The sequence below is a fragment of the Lachnoclostridium sp. Marseille-P6806 genome (assembly GCF_964238185.1).
In the GTDB taxonomy this organism is placed as follows: domain Bacteria; phylum Bacillota; class Clostridia; order Lachnospirales; family Lachnospiraceae; genus Brotaphodocola.
This window is the reverse complement of record NZ_CAXSLG010000005.1, coordinates 148358-162725: the sequence shown is the minus strand read 5'-3', so window position 1 is coordinate 162725 and position 14368 is coordinate 148358. Positions and strand designations below refer to the sequence as shown.

Sequence of the window (14368 nt, the reverse complement as noted above, 5' to 3'; positions counted from 1 at the left end):
TGCATGACATGAACGAAAAAATTACAGCACACCCCCAAAAAGAAGAACGAGAGAAAGTCCTGAAGGAGATCCGGCAGCTTGAAAACCGAAAGAAGATTTTGGAGAACAAGCAGCGGAACGAAGAACGCAGGGTTCGCACCCGCCGTCTGATTGAGCGTGGAGCCATTTTGGAGGGGATTTTCCCGATGGCTCCCAACCTTTCCGGCGCAGAGGTCAAAGCATTTTTGATTGCCCTGTCCCATCTTCCGGGGGCTGCGGAATTAACCGCAAATCTGCCAAAATCCGGGGACACACCATAAGTCCCTTGTTTACAAGGGCGCACTTATACACCGTCGCCGGTGCTGTGCGCCCTGCCGGGGGCGTTGCGTACTTCGTCCGCGATGGGAAGCTACGCTCCCCAAACCCCTTGTGCGCTCTGCGCAGCCAAACACCCGCTTTGCGTTTGTCCGGCTCCACAGAGCCTGTTATCCACTCACTGAAAGGAGGTGTTCCCCATAGATTTCTGTCATATCCCCGTCAGTATCATCAAGCGCAGCGAGGGCCGTTCCGCTGTTGCCGCAGCCGCCTACCGCAGCGGAACAAAGCTGACGAATGAATGGGACGGCCTTACCCACGATTACACCCGCAAGGGCGGCGTTGTCCATGTGGAGATCATGCTGCCCGCCCACGCCCCGCCGGAATTTGCAGACCGCTCCACCCTTTGGAACAGTGTGGAGCAGATCGAGAAAGCCAGGGACAGCCAGCTTGCCCGCGAGATCGAGGCGGCTTTGCCCCGCGAACTGTCCAGGGAACAGCAGCTTGCCCTTGTGCGTGCCTATGTGAAGGACAACTTTGTGGACAAGGGGATGTGCGCTGATTTTTCCATCCATGACAAGGGAACCGGCAACCCCCATGTCCATATCATGCTGACCGTCCGGCCCTTAAAAGAAAACGGCGCATGGGGCGCGAAGTGCCGCAAGGCATACGACCTGGACGAAAACGGCCAGCGCATCCCGGACGAGAGAGGCGGCTGGAAGAACCACCGGGAGGACACCACTGACTGGAACGACAAAGGGAATGTGGAGATTTGGCGAGCAGCATGGGCGGCTTATATCAACCGGGCATTGGAGGCGGCCGGTCAGCCTGCCTTGGTAGACCACCGCAGCTACAAGCGACAGGGCATTGATAAAATCCCCTCTGTCCACCTGGGGCCAGCGGCCAGCCAGATGGAGAAGCGCGGCATCCGCACCGACAAGGGGGAAGTCAACCGGCAGATCGCCGCCGACAACAAGCTGCTGAAAGAAATCAAGGCCCGCATTACCCGCCTCTACAACTGGTCGAAGGCCGAGGCCGAGAAGCCGGAGGGCCAGCAGCCCAGCATGATTGACTTGTGGGAGGCCCAGCAGCAGCTCAAGCGGCCCGACACCCGCACCGGCAAAATCCGGGCTTTACAGGAGAGCGCCGCCCTGTTCAGCTTTTTGCAGGCAAACGGCATCCAATGCATGCAGCAGCTCCATGAAAAAATCGCAGATATGAACACCCGTTACTATGACCTGCGGCGAGAGATCGTCAAGGCTGAGCGCCGGATCGCTGTCCTCACCGAGCGCGGGGAGATGTGGGCGCAGTACAACGAGTATAAGACTGTCCACAAGCAGCTTGCCAGGGTAAAGCCGGAGAAGCGGGAACTGTTCGAGCAGCGCCACAGCCGGGAACTGATCCTGTATGATGCAGCAGCCCGGTATCTGAAAGAACTGAAAGACAGCGGCGAGGGGATAACCACGAAGGCATGGCAGCGGGAGATCGACCAGCTGACTGCCGGAAAGCAGACGGATACGCTTGCCATGAAATCCATGAGGGAGGATTTGAAATCAGTGGAACGGCTCCGCAAAACCGCCGAGCAGCTGTCCCGACAGGAAAGGGACAAGTCTCACGACCGTGGGCTGGAGCGGTAAAGGCTACCGCGTTTTGGCGTACCCCTGTCAAGTGTGTCGCGTTTCACGACATACCTTTGCATACAGAAAAACCGCCGTACAGGTTTCCCCATACGGCGGCAGACTGTTTATTTGCCGAACAAGTCGCTGTGTGTGCCGGTGCGGGCCAGCGTCAGCACCAGAACATCATCCTCTATGCGATAGATAAGCAGCCAGTCCGGGAGAATATGACATTCCCGATGACCTGCCCAATCGCCGGACAGGTCATGGTCGCGGTTCTTATCCGGCAGCGGTTCGCCCATTGCCAGCAATGCTACGACCTGCTCCAGCAGCTCGATCTTCAAGCCACGCTTGATGGCTCGTTTGTAGTCTTTTTTGAAACTGGTCGTGTACTTGACGGTATATTTGGTTTCTTTCATCTTTTCAGGTCAGCAAACAACTCGTCAAGGTCATTATAGCCCTTTACAGACGGGTCTTTTGCAATCCTTTCCGCTTCCAGCATGGCAGCAACCGTTTCTTTGTTCGGCTGTTCCAGCCTTACCTCAAAGGGAATACCGCCTTCACGAAGCGACTGGCGCACAAAGATGTTAAACGCCGTAGTCAGGTTCATGCCAAGTTCCGTAAACAGTGCGTCCGCCTGCGCTTTCAAATCTGCGTCCATGCGGATACTGATGTTTGTGGTATTTCCAGCCATACGATCAACCCCTTTCTGCTGGCAATTATAGTATATGCCATTTGCACGAAGAAAACAATACTTTGCACGAATATTTAACAATAAATTCATTCAAGGAGGTTAGCTGCACTATGAAAGAAATCATTTATGAAGAACAACAAGACTGAACCTATCCCCGTCATGGATTACCGCCAGTACCGCAGAGCGCGGAGGCTGGTGCATGAGTGCTGCAACTACATCGACGGAAACTGTATCGCTCTGGACGATGGGGAGGAATGTGTTTGTGTCCAGTCTATTTCCTACTCCCTGTTGTGCAGGTGGTTTCGGGCGGCGGTATTACCGCAGGATAAGGAACTGGAAACGGCGCTGTTCCACCGGCTGAATGCTAAGAAATGCTCCGTATGTAGGGCGCTGTTTACCCCCGGTTCCAACCGGGCCAAATACTGCCCGGAATGTGCCGCACGCATGAAGCGGATCAACGCCGCAAAGCGCAAGCGGAAACAACGGGAGAAATGTCACGCTTTAGGGGCTGAAAAACCCTTGTAAATCAAGGCTTTCTTCGGGGGTGTCAAAGGCAGTCTGATAGATTTATCCTCTGCCCCCTAAAATAGCCTTAAAATGCGTACAGAATCCCAAGAGAACCCCAAGGAGGAACCCTATGTCAGACAATCGAAAATATTATTACCTGAAACTCAAAGAAAACTATTTTGATGATGATTCCATCGTGCTGCTGGAAAGTATGCAGGACGGTGTGCTGTATTCCAACATTCTGCTCAAGCTGTATCTGAAATCGCTGAAACATGGCGGGCGGCTCCAGCTTGACGAGGACATCCCTTACACGGCGCAGATGATCGCCACCATTACCCGCCAGCAGATCGGCACTGTTGAGAGAGCCTTGCAGATCTTTTTGAAGCTGGGTCTTGTGGAAGTGCTGGACAGCGGCACATTCTACATGAGCAACATCGAACTTTTAATCGGCCAGTCCTCTACCGAGGCTGAGCGAAAGCGGGCTGCGAGGCTCCAAAACAAGGCTCTTTCTGCGCTCCGGATAAGTGGCGGACATTTGTCCGACATTCGTCCACCAGAGATAGAGATAGAGTTAGAGAAAGAGATAGAGATAAAGAGAGAGATAGAGAAGGTACGCCCTGAAACGGGGCACCCTTCCCACACTTATGGCCATTACCAGAATGTTTTCCTGACGGACGGGGAACTGGCAGACTTACAGGCCAGCTTTCCCACTGTATGGGGCCAGTACATCGAAAAGCTGTCCGAGTACATGGCTTCTACCGGCAAGCGTTATCAGAGCCATGTCGCCACCATCCGGCGCTGGGCCGGTGAGGACGCGAAGAAAGCAGCCCCGCCCTCTCGCAACCGGGATTACAGCGTAAAGGAGGATGAAACCGTATGATTGAGATTACCGCAGAAATCCGGGCGCTGATTGACAAGGCAGCCGCCGGTGTGGAACTGGCTGAGGACGAGTATATAGACCTGTCAGACGGTCTCATCCACTGTAAGAAATGCGGCGGCCAGAGGCAGACCGTTGTGCCATGCTTCGGGAAATCCGGCTACTTTATGCCGCGCTGCATCTGCCAGTGCCAGCGGGAGGCTGAGGAGCAGCGCAAGGCTGCTGAAGAACGGCAGCGCCGCATGGAGCGTATCAAACGCCGAAAGGCACAGGGTTTGCAAGACCGTTATCTGTACGACTACACATTTTCCAATGACAACGGCCAAAATCCCCTGATGGACAAGGCCCGCGCCTATGTGGAGAACTGGAAGGAGGCATACAGGAACAACACCGGCCTGCTGTTGTTTGGGGATGTGGGAACCGGCAAGTCCTTTTTCGCCGGTTGTATCGCCAACGCCCTGCTTGACCGGGATGTGCCGGTGCTGATGACGAACTTTCCTACCATCCTGAACCGCCTGACCGGGATGTTCTCTGAGGACAGGTCGGAGTTTATTGCCAGCTTTGATGAGTATGACTTGCTTATCATTGATGATCTGGGTGTAGAGCGCAGTACCGAATATGCTATGGAGCAGATGTTTTTTGTCATCGACAGCCGCTATCGCAGCCGCAGACCCATGATTATCACAACAAACTTGAAACTGTCCGAGTTGAAAAACCCGCCTGATCTGGCTCACGCCCGTATCTATGACCGTATTCTGGAACGGTGTGCGCCGATTCTCTTTGACGGGAAGAATTTCCGGGAAGAAAATGCCGGTGCTACCCGACAGGCAGCAAAAGACATTGTAAACAGTAAGCACGATTGATTTTTTACCGGGCGGCACAGACCCGTTCGGAGAAAGGAGCGCCATGAACAAAGAACCCCGTACTATGCAGGTGGCAGACGCCGCTACTGCGTCCAGAGCGCCGGAAAACACGCCAGCGATGGTAAAGAAAATCGGCAAGACGACCTACAAGGTTCATGTCCATTTCAGCAATACCAGCACAGAAACCATGAGCGATAAAATCAAGCGTATGCTCAAAAATGAAATTCAGCAGATGTGACAGACTGATAAACGAAGCCGCCTTGTGCTAAACTGATGATGGTACACACCAAAATTTTTGTCAAGGAGGACACGAAAATGCTTTACACAGAAAAAGAGAAACATGAAATTGAGCGAGTAAAGGAGGCCTTTGCGGAACATCTGCGGCAAAGCCCTGATTTTGAACTGCTCTGGTCGGATAAGGTGGGCTATGTCTGGCTGACGATTGGCGTAAATCCGCTTTATGTGGATACCGGTATCAGGATAGAATCAGCCGCCGATCTCTGCGGCAGGTGTTTGGACGATGTTGCTACGGATGTTTTGTATATGACGGGCAACGATCATGCACTGGAAGCAGCCGACCCGCTGGAATTGGCCGAAATCAAGCGGCGTTGGGAGCCATATATCAACCAGCTGCCAGACTACGCGTATCTCTGCAAAGACCTGCTGAACGGAAAAATGTAATCTGTCAAACGAGGTGTCAGGAGCCATACAGTGCTTCTGGCACCTTTTTTGTAGATTTTTTGTGAATTTGATGAAAAAGTCCTTGACAATTTGTCTCTGGAAAAACAGCCAAGTCGATCCTGATTTCCTGTGGTGCGCGCCTTGCGGTATTCGACATTGCAGAGCTGCGTGAGGTCACGGCCTATGATGAGCTGGAGCTGGACACTCTGGGAGACCGGAAAACTGCCCTGTTCCTCATCATGAGTGATACTGACGATAGCTTCAACTTCCTTATTTCCATGTGTTATACCCAACTTTTCAACCTGCTCTGCGAAAAAGCCGACGATGTGTATGGCGGCAGGCTCCCGGTCCATGTGCGCTGTCTCATTGATGAAGCCGCCAATATCGGGCAGATTCCTCGTCTGGAAAAGCTGGTCGCCACCATCCGAAGCCGTGAGATCTCCGCCTGTCTGGTGTTGCAGGCGCAGAGTCAGCTCAAGGCGATCTATAAGGACAATGCAGATACCATCATCGGCAACATGGATACTTCCATTTTCCTGGGCGGTAAGGAGCCAACCACCCTCAAGGAGCTGACTGCCGTGCTGGGCAAGGAAACCATTGACACCTACAACACCGGAGAGAGCCGTGGACGGGAAACTTCCCACTCGCTCAACTATCAAAAATTGGGGAAAGAGCTGATGAGCCAGGATGAGCTTGCGACGATGGATGGAAACAAGTGCATCCTCCAGCTGCGTGGCGTGCGTCCTTTCCTTTCGGATAAGTACGACATTACCAAGCACCCCAATTTCAAGTACACTGCCGACGCGGATGACAAGAACGCTTTTGACATTGAAGCATTCCTGTCCGCAAGGCTGAAACTCAAGCCCAATGAGGTCTGCGATGTATATGAAGTAGACACAAAGGGCGCTTAACTTCGTTCCGCTTTTGAAAGGAGTGATCTTATCTATTCGCCGCACCTGCCCTCTACGGGCCATTGGCGTACAAAGCGGACAATCGCAAGAAAAATAATGAAAAAGGAGGACAGCCGGAATCATGCCCCCGGAAACCGGGCGGCAGATTGTTCCGGCTTTTGTATGCCTATGAAACATGACAAACCTATTTTTTAATCAGATTCCGGCTAACAAACTATATGGCATTTTTTGAACAGGCAATCACCGTTCTTCAGACCCTCGTTATCGCGCTCGGTGCCGGTCTCGGTATCTGGGGCGTTATCAACCTGCTGGAAGGTTACGGCAACGACAACCCTGGTGCAAATGCTCATGTGCGGTAAAGTAACACACAAGAATTTGAACAGGCAGCAGCCCATTATTCCTAAAAAATCTTGACAACTATTGAACAGATGATTATACTTATCCTGTAAATTGAATAAAATCTTCAGGGCAGGGTGCAATTCCCTACCGGTGGTATAGCCCACGAGCCGCAAGGCATGATTCGGTGAAACTCCGAAGCCGACAGTATAGTCTGGATGAAAGAAGATTAAGAAGCGCAGGAAAGTTTTCTTTTCTGCGTGTAAAGCGATTGCTCTGGGATATTTTATATTCCAGAGCTTTATATTTGCACAGGTATTCCCTGCGCTCTTTTGCTTTTGCCTTGAACGATTTTGTTCAAGGCATTTTCTATTTGTGGAGGTGATACTGTGAATGACAGTGATTATATGAAAATCGCATTACAGCTTGCAAAAAAAGGATGCGGTTTTACTTCTCCTAACCCTATGGTAGGAGCTGTCATTGTAAAGGAAGGACGGATAATCGGGCAGGGTTGGCACGAAAAATATGGCGAAGCTCATGCAGAACGTAATGCGTTAGCGGCATGTACAGAAAATCCAAAAGGTGCGACCATGTATGTGACTTTAGAACCTTGCTGCCATTATGGAAAGCAGCCGCCCTGCATCAATGCAATCATGGAAGCAGGCATTGAACGGGTAGTAATCGGTTCTGGTGACCCCAATCCCCTTGTCAGCGGAAAAGGAATACAAATTCTAAAAAAACAAGGGATTTTGGTGACAGAACATATTTTACAGGAGGACTGCGAGAGGCTCAATGAAGTGTTTTTCCATTACATTCAAACCAAGCGTCCTTTTGTAGTGATGAAGTATGCCATGACAATGGACGGAAAAATTTCAACTAAAACAGGAGCGTCAAAATGGGTCACGGGCGAAACGGCACGACGCCATGTCGCACAGCAGCGTCACCGATATGCTGCAATTATGGCAGGAATCGGAACAATATTGACAGACGACCCACAGCTTACCTGCCGGATAGAGGGTGGAAAAAATCCGATTCGCATTATTTGTGACACCACGCTTCGCATACCTCTAAGTGCGAACGTTGTTTCCACAGCAAAGCAGATTCCTACAATAATTGCAACCTGTTGCAGGGACGCAGAAAGATGTGCCTTGTATGAGAAAAAAGGCTGCCATGTCCTGCTTGTCGAGGAAAGAAACGGTCATGTGGATTTAGAACAGCTTATGTATTTATTAGGGGAAAAACAGATTGACAGCATTTTGCTGGAGGGTGGAGGGACGTTAAATTGGGCAGCTCTTTCCAGCGGTATTGTACAGAAAGTGCAGGCTTATATCGCACCTAAATTATTTGGTGGACAGGCTGCAAAAACTCCGATAGAGGGAGAGGGCATTTGCTATCCTACTGCGGCTTTCCGATTAAAGAATAGCTGTGTTCTTCCGCTGGGTGAAGATTTTCTGATTGAAAGTGAGGTAGAGCAAAGTGTTTACGGGAATCATTGAGGAAATCGGAACGGTTCATAAAATCAAAAAAGGACAGCTTTCCGTCGTCCTTGAAGTTTGTGCGAAAACAGTGCTGGAGGATATGAAAATAGGGGATAGTATTGCAGTAAATGGAGTTTGTCTAACTGTTACAGCCCTGTACTCAGGCTCATTTGTTGCGGACGTTATGCACGAAACCTTAAACCGTTCTGCACTGGCAGCCCTTATCCCTGGTGGTCATGTGAATCTGGAACGAGCAATGTCGGCAAGCGGAAGATTTGGAGGACACATTGTCTCCGGACATATAGATGGCACAGGCAAAATCGTGTACATACAAAAAGATGATAATGCGGTCTGGTTTACCATACATACAAACCCGGAAATCATGAGGTATGTTGTAGAAAAAGGTTCTGTTGCAATCGACGGTATCAGTTTGACAATTGCCAAAGCCGACAGAGATAGATTTTCTATTTCAGCGATTCCCCATACCGTCAGACAAACAGTATTGAATGAGCGAAAAGAGGGTGATTCTGTCAATCTGGAAGCAGATATAGTTGGAAAATATGTTGGAAAATTCTTGTCTTTCAAACAGAACACGGACAGTCATATCACAAAGGAATTTTTAGAGAAATATGGTTATTAGGAGGATGTCGCATGGCAGCGTTTCATAAAATCGAAGAGGCACTTGAAGATTTGAAAAAAGGAAAAATAATTTTAGTAACAGATGATGCGGAACGGGAAAATGAAGGGGATTTTATCTGCGCAGCACAATTCGCAACAACGGAAAATATTAACTTTATGGCGACCTACGGAAAAGGGCTGATTTGTATGCCTATGTCAGAGGACTATGTAAGCAAGCTCAAAATTCCGCAAATGGTAGAAAGAAATACCGATAACCATGAAACGGCTTTTACTGTTTCTATTGACCATGTAACAACTTCTACCGGAATTTCTGCTGCTGAACGCTCAATCACCGCCCTTGCATGTGTGGAGGAAAATGTAAAGCCAGAGGATTTCCGTAGACCTGGACATATGTTTCCACTGCTTGCAAAGAAAAATGGTGTGTTAGAGAGAAACGGGCACACGGAAGCAACTGTAGATTTATGCCGGTTGGCTGGATTAAAAGAATGTGGATTATGCTGTGAAATCATGCGTGAAGATGGAACGATGATGAGAACAACAGAGCTTTTTGAACTGGCAGAGCGTTTTGGAATAAAATTTATTACCATACAAGATTTGCAAAATTACCGTAAGTGCCATGACCATTTGGTCGAGCGGGTAACAACTGTAAAAATGCCGACCAAATATGGGGATTTTATCGCATATGGTTTTGTAAATAAGCTAAATGGAGAACATCATATTGCTCTTGTAAAAGGGGAAATCGGAGATGGGAAACATATTCTATGCCGTGTTCATTCGGAATGTTTGACCGGTGATACCTTTGGCTCCCTACGCTGTGATTGCGGACAGCAATTTGCTTCAGCCATGACGCAGATTGAAAAAGAGGGACGGGGTATCTTGCTCTATATGCGGCAGGAAGGACGGGGTATCGGGCTTATCAATAAGCTGCGTGCCTATGAGCTGCAAGAGCAGGGAATGGACACGTTAGAAGCAAACCTTGCATTAGGCTTTTCAGGCGATGAACGGGAATATTATATCGGCGCACAGATTTTACGGGATTTGGGCGTATCAAGTATGCGGCTTTTAACGAATAATCCAGATAAAGTTTATCAGCTTGCGGAATTTGGGCTTGAAATCACGGAACGTATTCCGCTCCAAATGGACGCTACGGCGCACGATTTGTTATACCTCAAAACCAAGCAGAAACGTATGGGACATATTCTAAAATACTAAATCGCAGGAGGAAAATACGATATGAAAACATTTGAAGGAAAACTTGTGTCAAAAGGAATCAAAGTTGGGATTGTAGCGGCAAGGTTTAACGAATTTATCACTGCTAAGTTGTTGGGAGGGGCTATGGACGCTTTGCTCCGTCATGACGTAGAAGAAAAAAATATTCATGTGGCGTGGGTTCCCGGAGCATTTGAAATCCCTCTAATTGCGTCCAGAATGGCAAAAAGCGGAAAGTATGACGTAATAATTTGTTTGGGGGCGGTTATTCGCGGCTCAACCAGTCATTATGACTATGTATGCAGTGAGGTGGCGAAAGGGATTGCTACTGTTTCTCTGGAAAGCGGTATACCCGTACTGTTTGGTGTACTTACTACTGACAGTATTGAACAGGCGATTGAGAGGGCAGGAACAAAGGTGGGAAATAAGGGATATGATTGTGCTGTCAGTGCAATCGAAATGGTAAATCTTATTGAGGAAATTGAAAAATAAATATTTTTCCATAGCAGAATCAGCCGAGCCAGTCAACGGCAAGTGAATGGGCTGCGCCCACCGTTGACAGCCCCGTCTGTCCTTGCTGGTGGGTAATCAAGGGGCGACAGTAAAAAGTGCTACCGCCCTTTCCCATAATCGAAGAAAGGGGGATTTTCCATGACTGAACAGGAATCCTATCAAGAACATATCCGCTATACCCATGATACCTATTGCCGGATTGTTATTCGCCATGCGTCCTTTGACGCTGCCCGTATGCTGGCGGCGAGGTGGAAACGGGAAATCTCCCTTGAATATCTGACCGAAGAAAAGTTTGTCCAACTAAGCACCACAGACGAGTATTTTCAAGTGCCGGACTATGGCGAAACTTATCCGTTCTCTGTCCGGGGGAAGACGATATTTTTAGATAGCTATTCCCTTGCGGCGGCTCTTGTCGAACTGCCGGAACAGACGCAGGAGGAAATCTTTTTGTATTACTTCCAGCACTTGACACAGAAAGAAATCGGAGAACAAAGCGGCTGGACACGCAGCACAATCGGGCGGCATATCCAGCTTGCCTTAAAGCGGCTGAAAGAAGAAATGGAGGTGTTGTTCCATGAGCAACCGACTTCTCCCCTATGACACGATAATAAAAGCACATGAAGGCGACCCCATAGCGATACAAACTGTCCTTGACCGATATGCCGGATATATCCGCTATTTCTCCAAAATGAACGGCTATTATAATTCTGATATGGAGGACTACATTAGAACAAAGCTGATTGAAAGCCTGTTCAAGTTCCGGCTGGACCGATAACATAAAAACTGAATATCCCGCCGCCCCGCAGCGGCACACGAAGCAGTAAATCCGAAAAAGATTTGCTGCTTTTTTTGCGCCCATTTTTGGCAAATTTCCAAAAGTTCCGTATTAGATAGTGAAACCAAAAAAGGCTGCCGTTTTTTCAGACAGCGGGCAAAACGCAGCTTCCGAAACGCCTTATTGTCGGGAAAGACCGAGCCGCTGGAAAAGTTCTTGCCGGAAAGTCCGTCCATTCTGCTCTTTTGTGGTTTGTAGGGAGTAAGGGGAAGAACGCCAGCCCGCAGCCTTTTATAAAAAAGCTGGTTATAGATTTCCCGAAAAAGTGGCAGTAGGAAGTGAACGGCAGTCCGGCAGTTTCTTAGAGCAAGATTCTACCGCAGTACCAAAATTCGCTTATCGCTCATTTTGCCCCTGCGGGAATCTTGTTGGGGAGTGCCTTCCCCAAACCCTGCCATGCGGCTTACGCCGCTTAAAAATCCCTCAAAATATTTTTTCGGATTTTTCAAAAACAGTTCCGCTTTACACCCTGTTTTTCTCCTATTAGTGAGAGAACACCACGCACAGAAAGGAGGTTTTACCATGCGAAAACGATACAACACGCCCCACCGCAGCCGGGTAGTCAAAACACGCATGACCGAGGAAGAATACGCCGAGTTTGCGGAAAGGCTTTCTGCCTGCAACATGAGCCAAGCCGAGTTTATCCGGCAAGCCATAACCGGGGCAGCCATACGCCCCATCATAACTGTTTCCCCCGTCAATGACGAGCTGCTTGCCGCTGTCGGGAAGCTGACCGCCGAATACGGCAGGATCGGCGGCAACTTAAACCAGATAGCCCGGACGCTGAATGAGTGGCACAGCCCCTACCCGCAGCTTGCCGAGGAGGTACGGGCGGCGGTTTCCGACCTTGCTGCCCTGAAGTTTGAAGTTTTGCAGAAAGTGGGTGACGCTGTTGGCAACATTCAAACATATCAGCTCTAAAAATGCCGACTATGGCGCAGCGGAAGCCTACCTCACATTTGAGCATGACGAGTTTACCATGAAGCCCACCCTTGATGAAAACGGGCGGCTGATACCGAGGGAGGATTACCGCATTTCTTCCCTCAACTGCGGGGGCGAGGATTTCGCTGTTGCCTGTATGCGAGCCAATCTCCGCTATGAGAAAAACCAAAAACGGGAAGATGTGAAAAGCCACCATTATATCATCAGCTTTGACCCACGGGACGGGACAGACAACGGCTTGACCGTAGACCGGGCGCAGGAGCTGGGCGAGCAGTTCTGTAAAGAGCATTTCCCCGGACACCAAGCCCTAATCTGCACCCACCCGGACGGGCATAACCACAGCGGCAATATCCATGTGCATATCGTCATCAACTCCCTGCGGATTTATGAAGTCCCGCTTCTGCCCTACATGGACAGACCAGCCGACACACGGGAGGGCTGCAAGCACCGCTGCACCAATACCGCTATGGAATATTTCAAGAGTGAAGTCATGGAGATGTGCCACCGGGAGGGGCTTTACCAAATCGACCTCTTGAACGGCAGCAAGGAACGGATAACCGAACGGGAATACTGGGCGGCAAAGAAAGGGCAGCTTGCCCTTGATAAAGAGAACGCCGCCAGAGAAGCCGCAGGACAGCCGACCAAGCCCACCAAGTTTGAAACGGACAAGGCGAAGCTGCGCCGGACGATACGGCAGGCACTTTCCCAAGCTGGCAGCTTTGACGAGTTTTCTTCCCTTTTGCTGCGGGAGGGTGTGACCGTCAAGGAGAGCCGAGGGCGGCTTTCCTACCTCACGCCGGACAGGACAAAGCCTATCACAGCCCGGAAGCTGGGGGACGATTTTGACAAGGCTGCTGTCCTTGCCCTGCTCACGCAGAACGCCCACAGAGCCGCCGAACAGACCAAAGCCATACCCGAATACCCTGTCGCAGTTAAAAAGCCGTCACAAGGGGAAAAAACCGCAAAAACCACCCCGGCAGACAACACCTTGCAGCGCATGGTTGACCGGGAAGCCAAGCGAGCCGAGGGCAAGGGCGTGGGCTATGACCGCTGGGCGGCAAAGCACAACCTAAAGCAGATGGCGGCTACCGTTACCGCCTACCAGCAGTACGGCTTTTCTTCCCCGGAGGAACTGGACGAAGCCTGTTCTGCCGCCTATACCGCCATGCGGAAAAGCCTTACGGAGCTGAAGCAGGTGGAAAAGACACTGGACGGGAAAAAGGAGCTGCAACGGCAGGTGCTTGCCTATTCCAAGACCCGCCCTGTCCGGGACGGGCTGAAACAGCAGAAAAACGCCAAAGCAAAAGCAGCCTACCGACAGAAGCACGAAAGCGACTTTATCATAGCAGACGCAGCCGCCCGCTATTTCAGGGAGAACGGCATTTCCAAGCTGCCGAGCTATAAAGCCCTGCAAGCAGAGATTGAAACCCTTATCAAAGAGAAAAACAGCGGCTACAACGATTACCGGGCAAAACGGGAGGAATACCGCCGCTTACAGACTGTCAAGGGCAATATCGACCAGATTTTACGCCGGAGCGAGCCGCAGCGCAGAAAGGAGCAGAGCCATGAACGGTAATATCCCCCGCATGGACTACCGCCAGTACCGGGCAGCCCGCCGCCTTGTGCATGAGTGCTGCAACTATGACAGCGGGAACTGCCTGCTGTTGGAGGACAGTGAGCCTTGCGTGTGTGTGCAGAGTATCAGCTATTCGCTGCTCTGCCGCTGGTTTACTGCCGCTGTCCTGCCCCTTGATGAAGCACTGGAAGCCGCCCTTTTGCGCCGGGAAAGCCGGAAACGCTGCGCTGTCTGCGGGGCGTTCTTCTTCCCCAAGTCCAACCGGGGGAAATACTGCCCGGACTGCGCCGGACGCATGAAGCGGATAAATGCCGCCAAACGGAAGCGGAAACAAAGGGGGAAATGTCACGCTTTAGGGCATTTCAAACCCGCATAAATCAAGGCTTTTTTGGAGGGT

The 14368-nt window shown here is 50.4% G+C and carries 19 protein-coding genes, 2 pseudogenes and 1 riboswitch; of the genes and pseudogenes, 18 read left to right on the top strand and 3 right to left on the bottom strand.

The features are described from left to right. The first annotated feature begins 8 nt into the window (after positions 1-8). The gene (locus ACESON_RS08260; RefSeq protein ID WP_015536525.1) at positions 9-299 is read left to right on the top strand and encodes a DUF3847 domain-containing protein; all 291 of its coding nucleotides are present in this window, start codon (positions 9-11) and stop codon (positions 297-299) included. Positions 300-485: 186 nt separating this feature from the next. Beyond that, on the top strand, positions 486-1931 hold the full coding sequence (gene mobQ / locus ACESON_RS08255; RefSeq protein WP_373109187.1) for a MobQ family relaxase: 1446 nt from the start codon (positions 486-488) through the stop codon (positions 1929-1931). A 107-nt stretch (positions 1932-2038) separates the two neighbouring features. Here mobQ and ACESON_RS08250 read toward each other — a convergent pair whose 3' ends face one another. Both ACESON_RS08250 and ACESON_RS08245 read right to left on the bottom strand, forming a co-directional pair. Beyond that, positions 2039-2329 carry a type II toxin-antitoxin system YafQ family toxin gene (locus tag ACESON_RS08250; RefSeq protein ID WP_118012927.1) on the bottom strand — a complete coding sequence of 97 codons (291 nt, stop codon included), beginning with the start codon at positions 2327-2329 and terminating at the stop codon, positions 2039-2041. Continuing rightward, a complete protein-coding gene (locus ACESON_RS08245; RefSeq protein ID WP_005924829.1) occupies positions 2326-2604 on the bottom strand; it encodes a type II toxin-antitoxin system RelB/DinJ family antitoxin in 279 nt (92 codons plus the stop codon). Before ACESON_RS08245 ends, ACESON_RS08250 begins: the two co-directional genes overlap by 4 nt. A gap of 126 nt (positions 2605-2730) precedes the next feature. Here ACESON_RS08245 and ACESON_RS08240 point away from each other — a divergent pair, with 126 nt between their 5' ends. The 13 genes and pseudogenes from ACESON_RS08240 (at position 2731) to ACESON_RS08180 (ending at position 11393) form a co-directional block, all read left to right on the top strand. Next, positions 2731-3129 (top strand): cysteine-rich VLP domain-containing protein, encoded by a 399-nt coding sequence (locus tag ACESON_RS08240; protein ID WP_173902540.1) that lies wholly within the window; start codon positions 2731-2733, stop codon positions 3127-3129. Between the two features lie 112 nt (positions 3130-3241). After that, complete coding sequence (locus ACESON_RS08235; RefSeq protein WP_265107712.1) at positions 3242-3991, top strand: phage replisome organizer N-terminal domain-containing protein; 750 nt, start codon at positions 3242-3244, stop codon at positions 3989-3991. Further along, the gene (locus ACESON_RS08230) at positions 3988-4851 is read left to right on the top strand and encodes an ATP-binding protein (RefSeq protein ID WP_173902987.1); all 864 of its coding nucleotides are present in this window, start codon (positions 3988-3990) and stop codon (positions 4849-4851) included. The genes ACESON_RS08235 and ACESON_RS08230 overlap by 4 nt, the downstream gene beginning before the upstream one ends. Before the next feature lie 43 nt (positions 4852-4894). Beyond that, on the top strand, positions 4895-5089 hold the full coding sequence (locus ACESON_RS08225; RefSeq protein ID WP_014081137.1) for a transposon-encoded TnpW family protein: 195 nt from the start codon (positions 4895-4897) through the stop codon (positions 5087-5089). A gap of 77 nt (positions 5090-5166) precedes the next feature. Continuing rightward, positions 5167-5532, top strand: a complete 366-nt coding sequence (locus ACESON_RS08220) for a hypothetical protein (protein WP_373109186.1) — start codon at positions 5167-5169, stop codon at positions 5530-5532. Between the two features lie 86 nt (positions 5533-5618). Then, a pseudogene (locus ACESON_RS08215) lies at positions 5619-6443 on the top strand (VirD4-like conjugal transfer protein, CD1115 family); the annotation flags it as partial. Positions 6444-6661: 218 nt separating this feature from the next. Beyond that, positions 6662-6790: pseudogene (locus ACESON_RS08210) on the top strand (Maff2 family protein); the annotation flags it as partial. Between the two features lie 108 nt (positions 6791-6898). Then, positions 6899-7013: riboswitch (FMN riboswitch) on the top strand. A 173-nt stretch (positions 7014-7186) separates the two neighbouring features. Further along, positions 7187-8275, top strand: coding sequence for a bifunctional diaminohydroxyphosphoribosylaminopyrimidine deaminase/5-amino-6-(5-phosphoribosylamino)uracil reductase RibD (gene ribD, locus ACESON_RS08205; RefSeq protein ID WP_003020242.1), 1089 nt, complete (start codon positions 7187-7189; stop codon positions 8273-8275). Then, positions 8256-8897, top strand: a complete 642-nt coding sequence (ribE, locus tag ACESON_RS08200; RefSeq protein ID WP_003020245.1) for a riboflavin synthase — start codon at positions 8256-8258, stop codon at positions 8895-8897. The genes ribD and ribE (ACESON_RS08200) overlap by 20 nt, the downstream gene beginning before the upstream one ends. A gap of 11 nt (positions 8898-8908) precedes the next feature. Continuing rightward, positions 8909-10108, top strand: a complete 1200-nt coding sequence (locus tag ACESON_RS08195; RefSeq protein ID WP_003020247.1) for a bifunctional 3,4-dihydroxy-2-butanone-4-phosphate synthase/GTP cyclohydrolase II — start codon at positions 8909-8911, stop codon at positions 10106-10108. A 21-nt stretch (positions 10109-10129) separates the two neighbouring features. Continuing rightward, positions 10130-10597, top strand: a complete 468-nt coding sequence (ribE, locus tag ACESON_RS08190; RefSeq protein WP_003020249.1) for a 6,7-dimethyl-8-ribityllumazine synthase — start codon at positions 10130-10132, stop codon at positions 10595-10597. Positions 10598-10756: 159 nt separating this feature from the next. Next, positions 10757-11218, top strand: a complete 462-nt coding sequence (locus ACESON_RS08185) for a sigma-70 family RNA polymerase sigma factor (protein ID WP_025482088.1) — start codon at positions 10757-10759, stop codon at positions 11216-11218. After that, positions 11193-11393: a helix-turn-helix domain-containing protein gene (locus ACESON_RS08180; protein WP_081445594.1), complete on the top strand. Its 201-nt coding sequence runs from the start codon at positions 11193-11195 to the stop codon at positions 11391-11393. The genes ACESON_RS08185 and ACESON_RS08180 overlap by 26 nt, the downstream gene beginning before the upstream one ends. A gap of 374 nt (positions 11394-11767) precedes the next feature. Here ACESON_RS08180 and ACESON_RS08175 read toward each other — a convergent pair whose 3' ends face one another. Next, positions 11768-11902, bottom strand: coding sequence for a hypothetical protein (locus ACESON_RS08175; protein WP_006858065.1), 135 nt, complete (start codon positions 11900-11902; stop codon positions 11768-11770). Between the two features lie 73 nt (positions 11903-11975). Here ACESON_RS08175 and mobC point away from each other — a divergent pair, with 73 nt between their 5' ends. From mobC to ACESON_RS08160, 3 genes are read left to right on the top strand one after another with little or no spacing between them, the layout of a single operon-like run. After that, positions 11976-12374, top strand: a complete 399-nt coding sequence (mobC, locus tag ACESON_RS08170; RefSeq protein ID WP_025486347.1) for a plasmid mobilization relaxosome protein MobC — start codon at positions 11976-11978, stop codon at positions 12372-12374. Then, positions 12346-13971, top strand: coding sequence for a relaxase/mobilization nuclease domain-containing protein (locus tag ACESON_RS08165; RefSeq protein ID WP_373109185.1), 1626 nt, complete (start codon positions 12346-12348; stop codon positions 13969-13971). The genes mobC and ACESON_RS08165 overlap by 29 nt, the downstream gene beginning before the upstream one ends. Further along, positions 13961-14347 carry a cysteine-rich VLP domain-containing protein gene (locus tag ACESON_RS08160; protein ID WP_003020269.1) on the top strand — a complete coding sequence of 129 codons (387 nt, stop codon included), beginning with the start codon at positions 13961-13963 and terminating at the stop codon, positions 14345-14347. The genes ACESON_RS08165 and ACESON_RS08160 overlap by 11 nt, the downstream gene beginning before the upstream one ends. The last annotated feature ends 21 nt before the right edge of the window (positions 14348-14368 follow it).

Excerpts from the sequence above, each read along its gene's own strand:
- ACESON_RS08195 (WP_003020247.1), top strand. The coding sequence starts at position 8,909 with ATGGCAGCGTTTCATAAAATCGAAGAGGCACTTGAAGATTTGAAAAAA.
- ribD (WP_003020242.1), top strand. The coding sequence starts at position 7,187 with ATGAAAATCGCATTACAGCTTGCAAAAAAAGGATGCGGTTTTACTTCT.
- ACESON_RS08180 (WP_081445594.1), top strand. The coding sequence starts at position 11,193 with ATGAGCAACCGACTTCTCCCCTATGACACGATAATAAAAGCACATGAA.
- ribE (WP_003020249.1), top strand. The coding sequence starts at position 10,130 with ATGAAAACATTTGAAGGAAAACTTGTGTCAAAAGGAATCAAAGTTGGG.
- ACESON_RS08185 (WP_025482088.1), top strand. The coding sequence starts at position 10,757 with ATGACTGAACAGGAATCCTATCAAGAACATATCCGCTATACCCATGAT.
- mobC (WP_025486347.1), top strand. The coding sequence starts at position 11,976 with ATGCGAAAACGATACAACACGCCCCACCGCAGCCGGGTAGTCAAAACA.
- ACESON_RS08160 (WP_003020269.1), top strand. The coding sequence starts at position 13,961 with ATGAACGGTAATATCCCCCGCATGGACTACCGCCAGTACCGGGCAGCC.
- ACESON_RS08220 (WP_373109186.1), top strand. The coding sequence starts at position 5,167 with ATGCTTTACACAGAAAAAGAGAAACATGAAATTGAGCGAGTAAAGGAG.
- ACESON_RS08235 (WP_265107712.1), top strand. The coding sequence starts at position 3,242 with ATGTCAGACAATCGAAAATATTATTACCTGAAACTCAAAGAAAACTAT.
- ACESON_RS08225 (WP_014081137.1), top strand. The coding sequence starts at position 4,895 with ATGAACAAAGAACCCCGTACTATGCAGGTGGCAGACGCCGCTACTGCG.
- ACESON_RS08250 (WP_118012927.1), bottom strand. The coding sequence starts at position 2,329 with ATGAAAGAAACCAAATATACCGTCAAGTACACGACCAGTTTCAAAAAA.
- ACESON_RS08260 (WP_015536525.1), top strand. The coding sequence starts at position 9 with ATGAACGAAAAAATTACAGCACACCCCCAAAAAGAAGAACGAGAGAAA.
- ACESON_RS08240 (WP_173902540.1), top strand. The coding sequence starts at position 2,731 with ATGAAGAACAACAAGACTGAACCTATCCCCGTCATGGATTACCGCCAG.
- ACESON_RS08245 (WP_005924829.1), bottom strand. The coding sequence starts at position 2,604 with ATGGCTGGAAATACCACAAACATCAGTATCCGCATGGACGCAGATTTG.
- ACESON_RS08230 (WP_173902987.1), top strand. The coding sequence starts at position 3,988 with ATGATTGAGATTACCGCAGAAATCCGGGCGCTGATTGACAAGGCAGCC.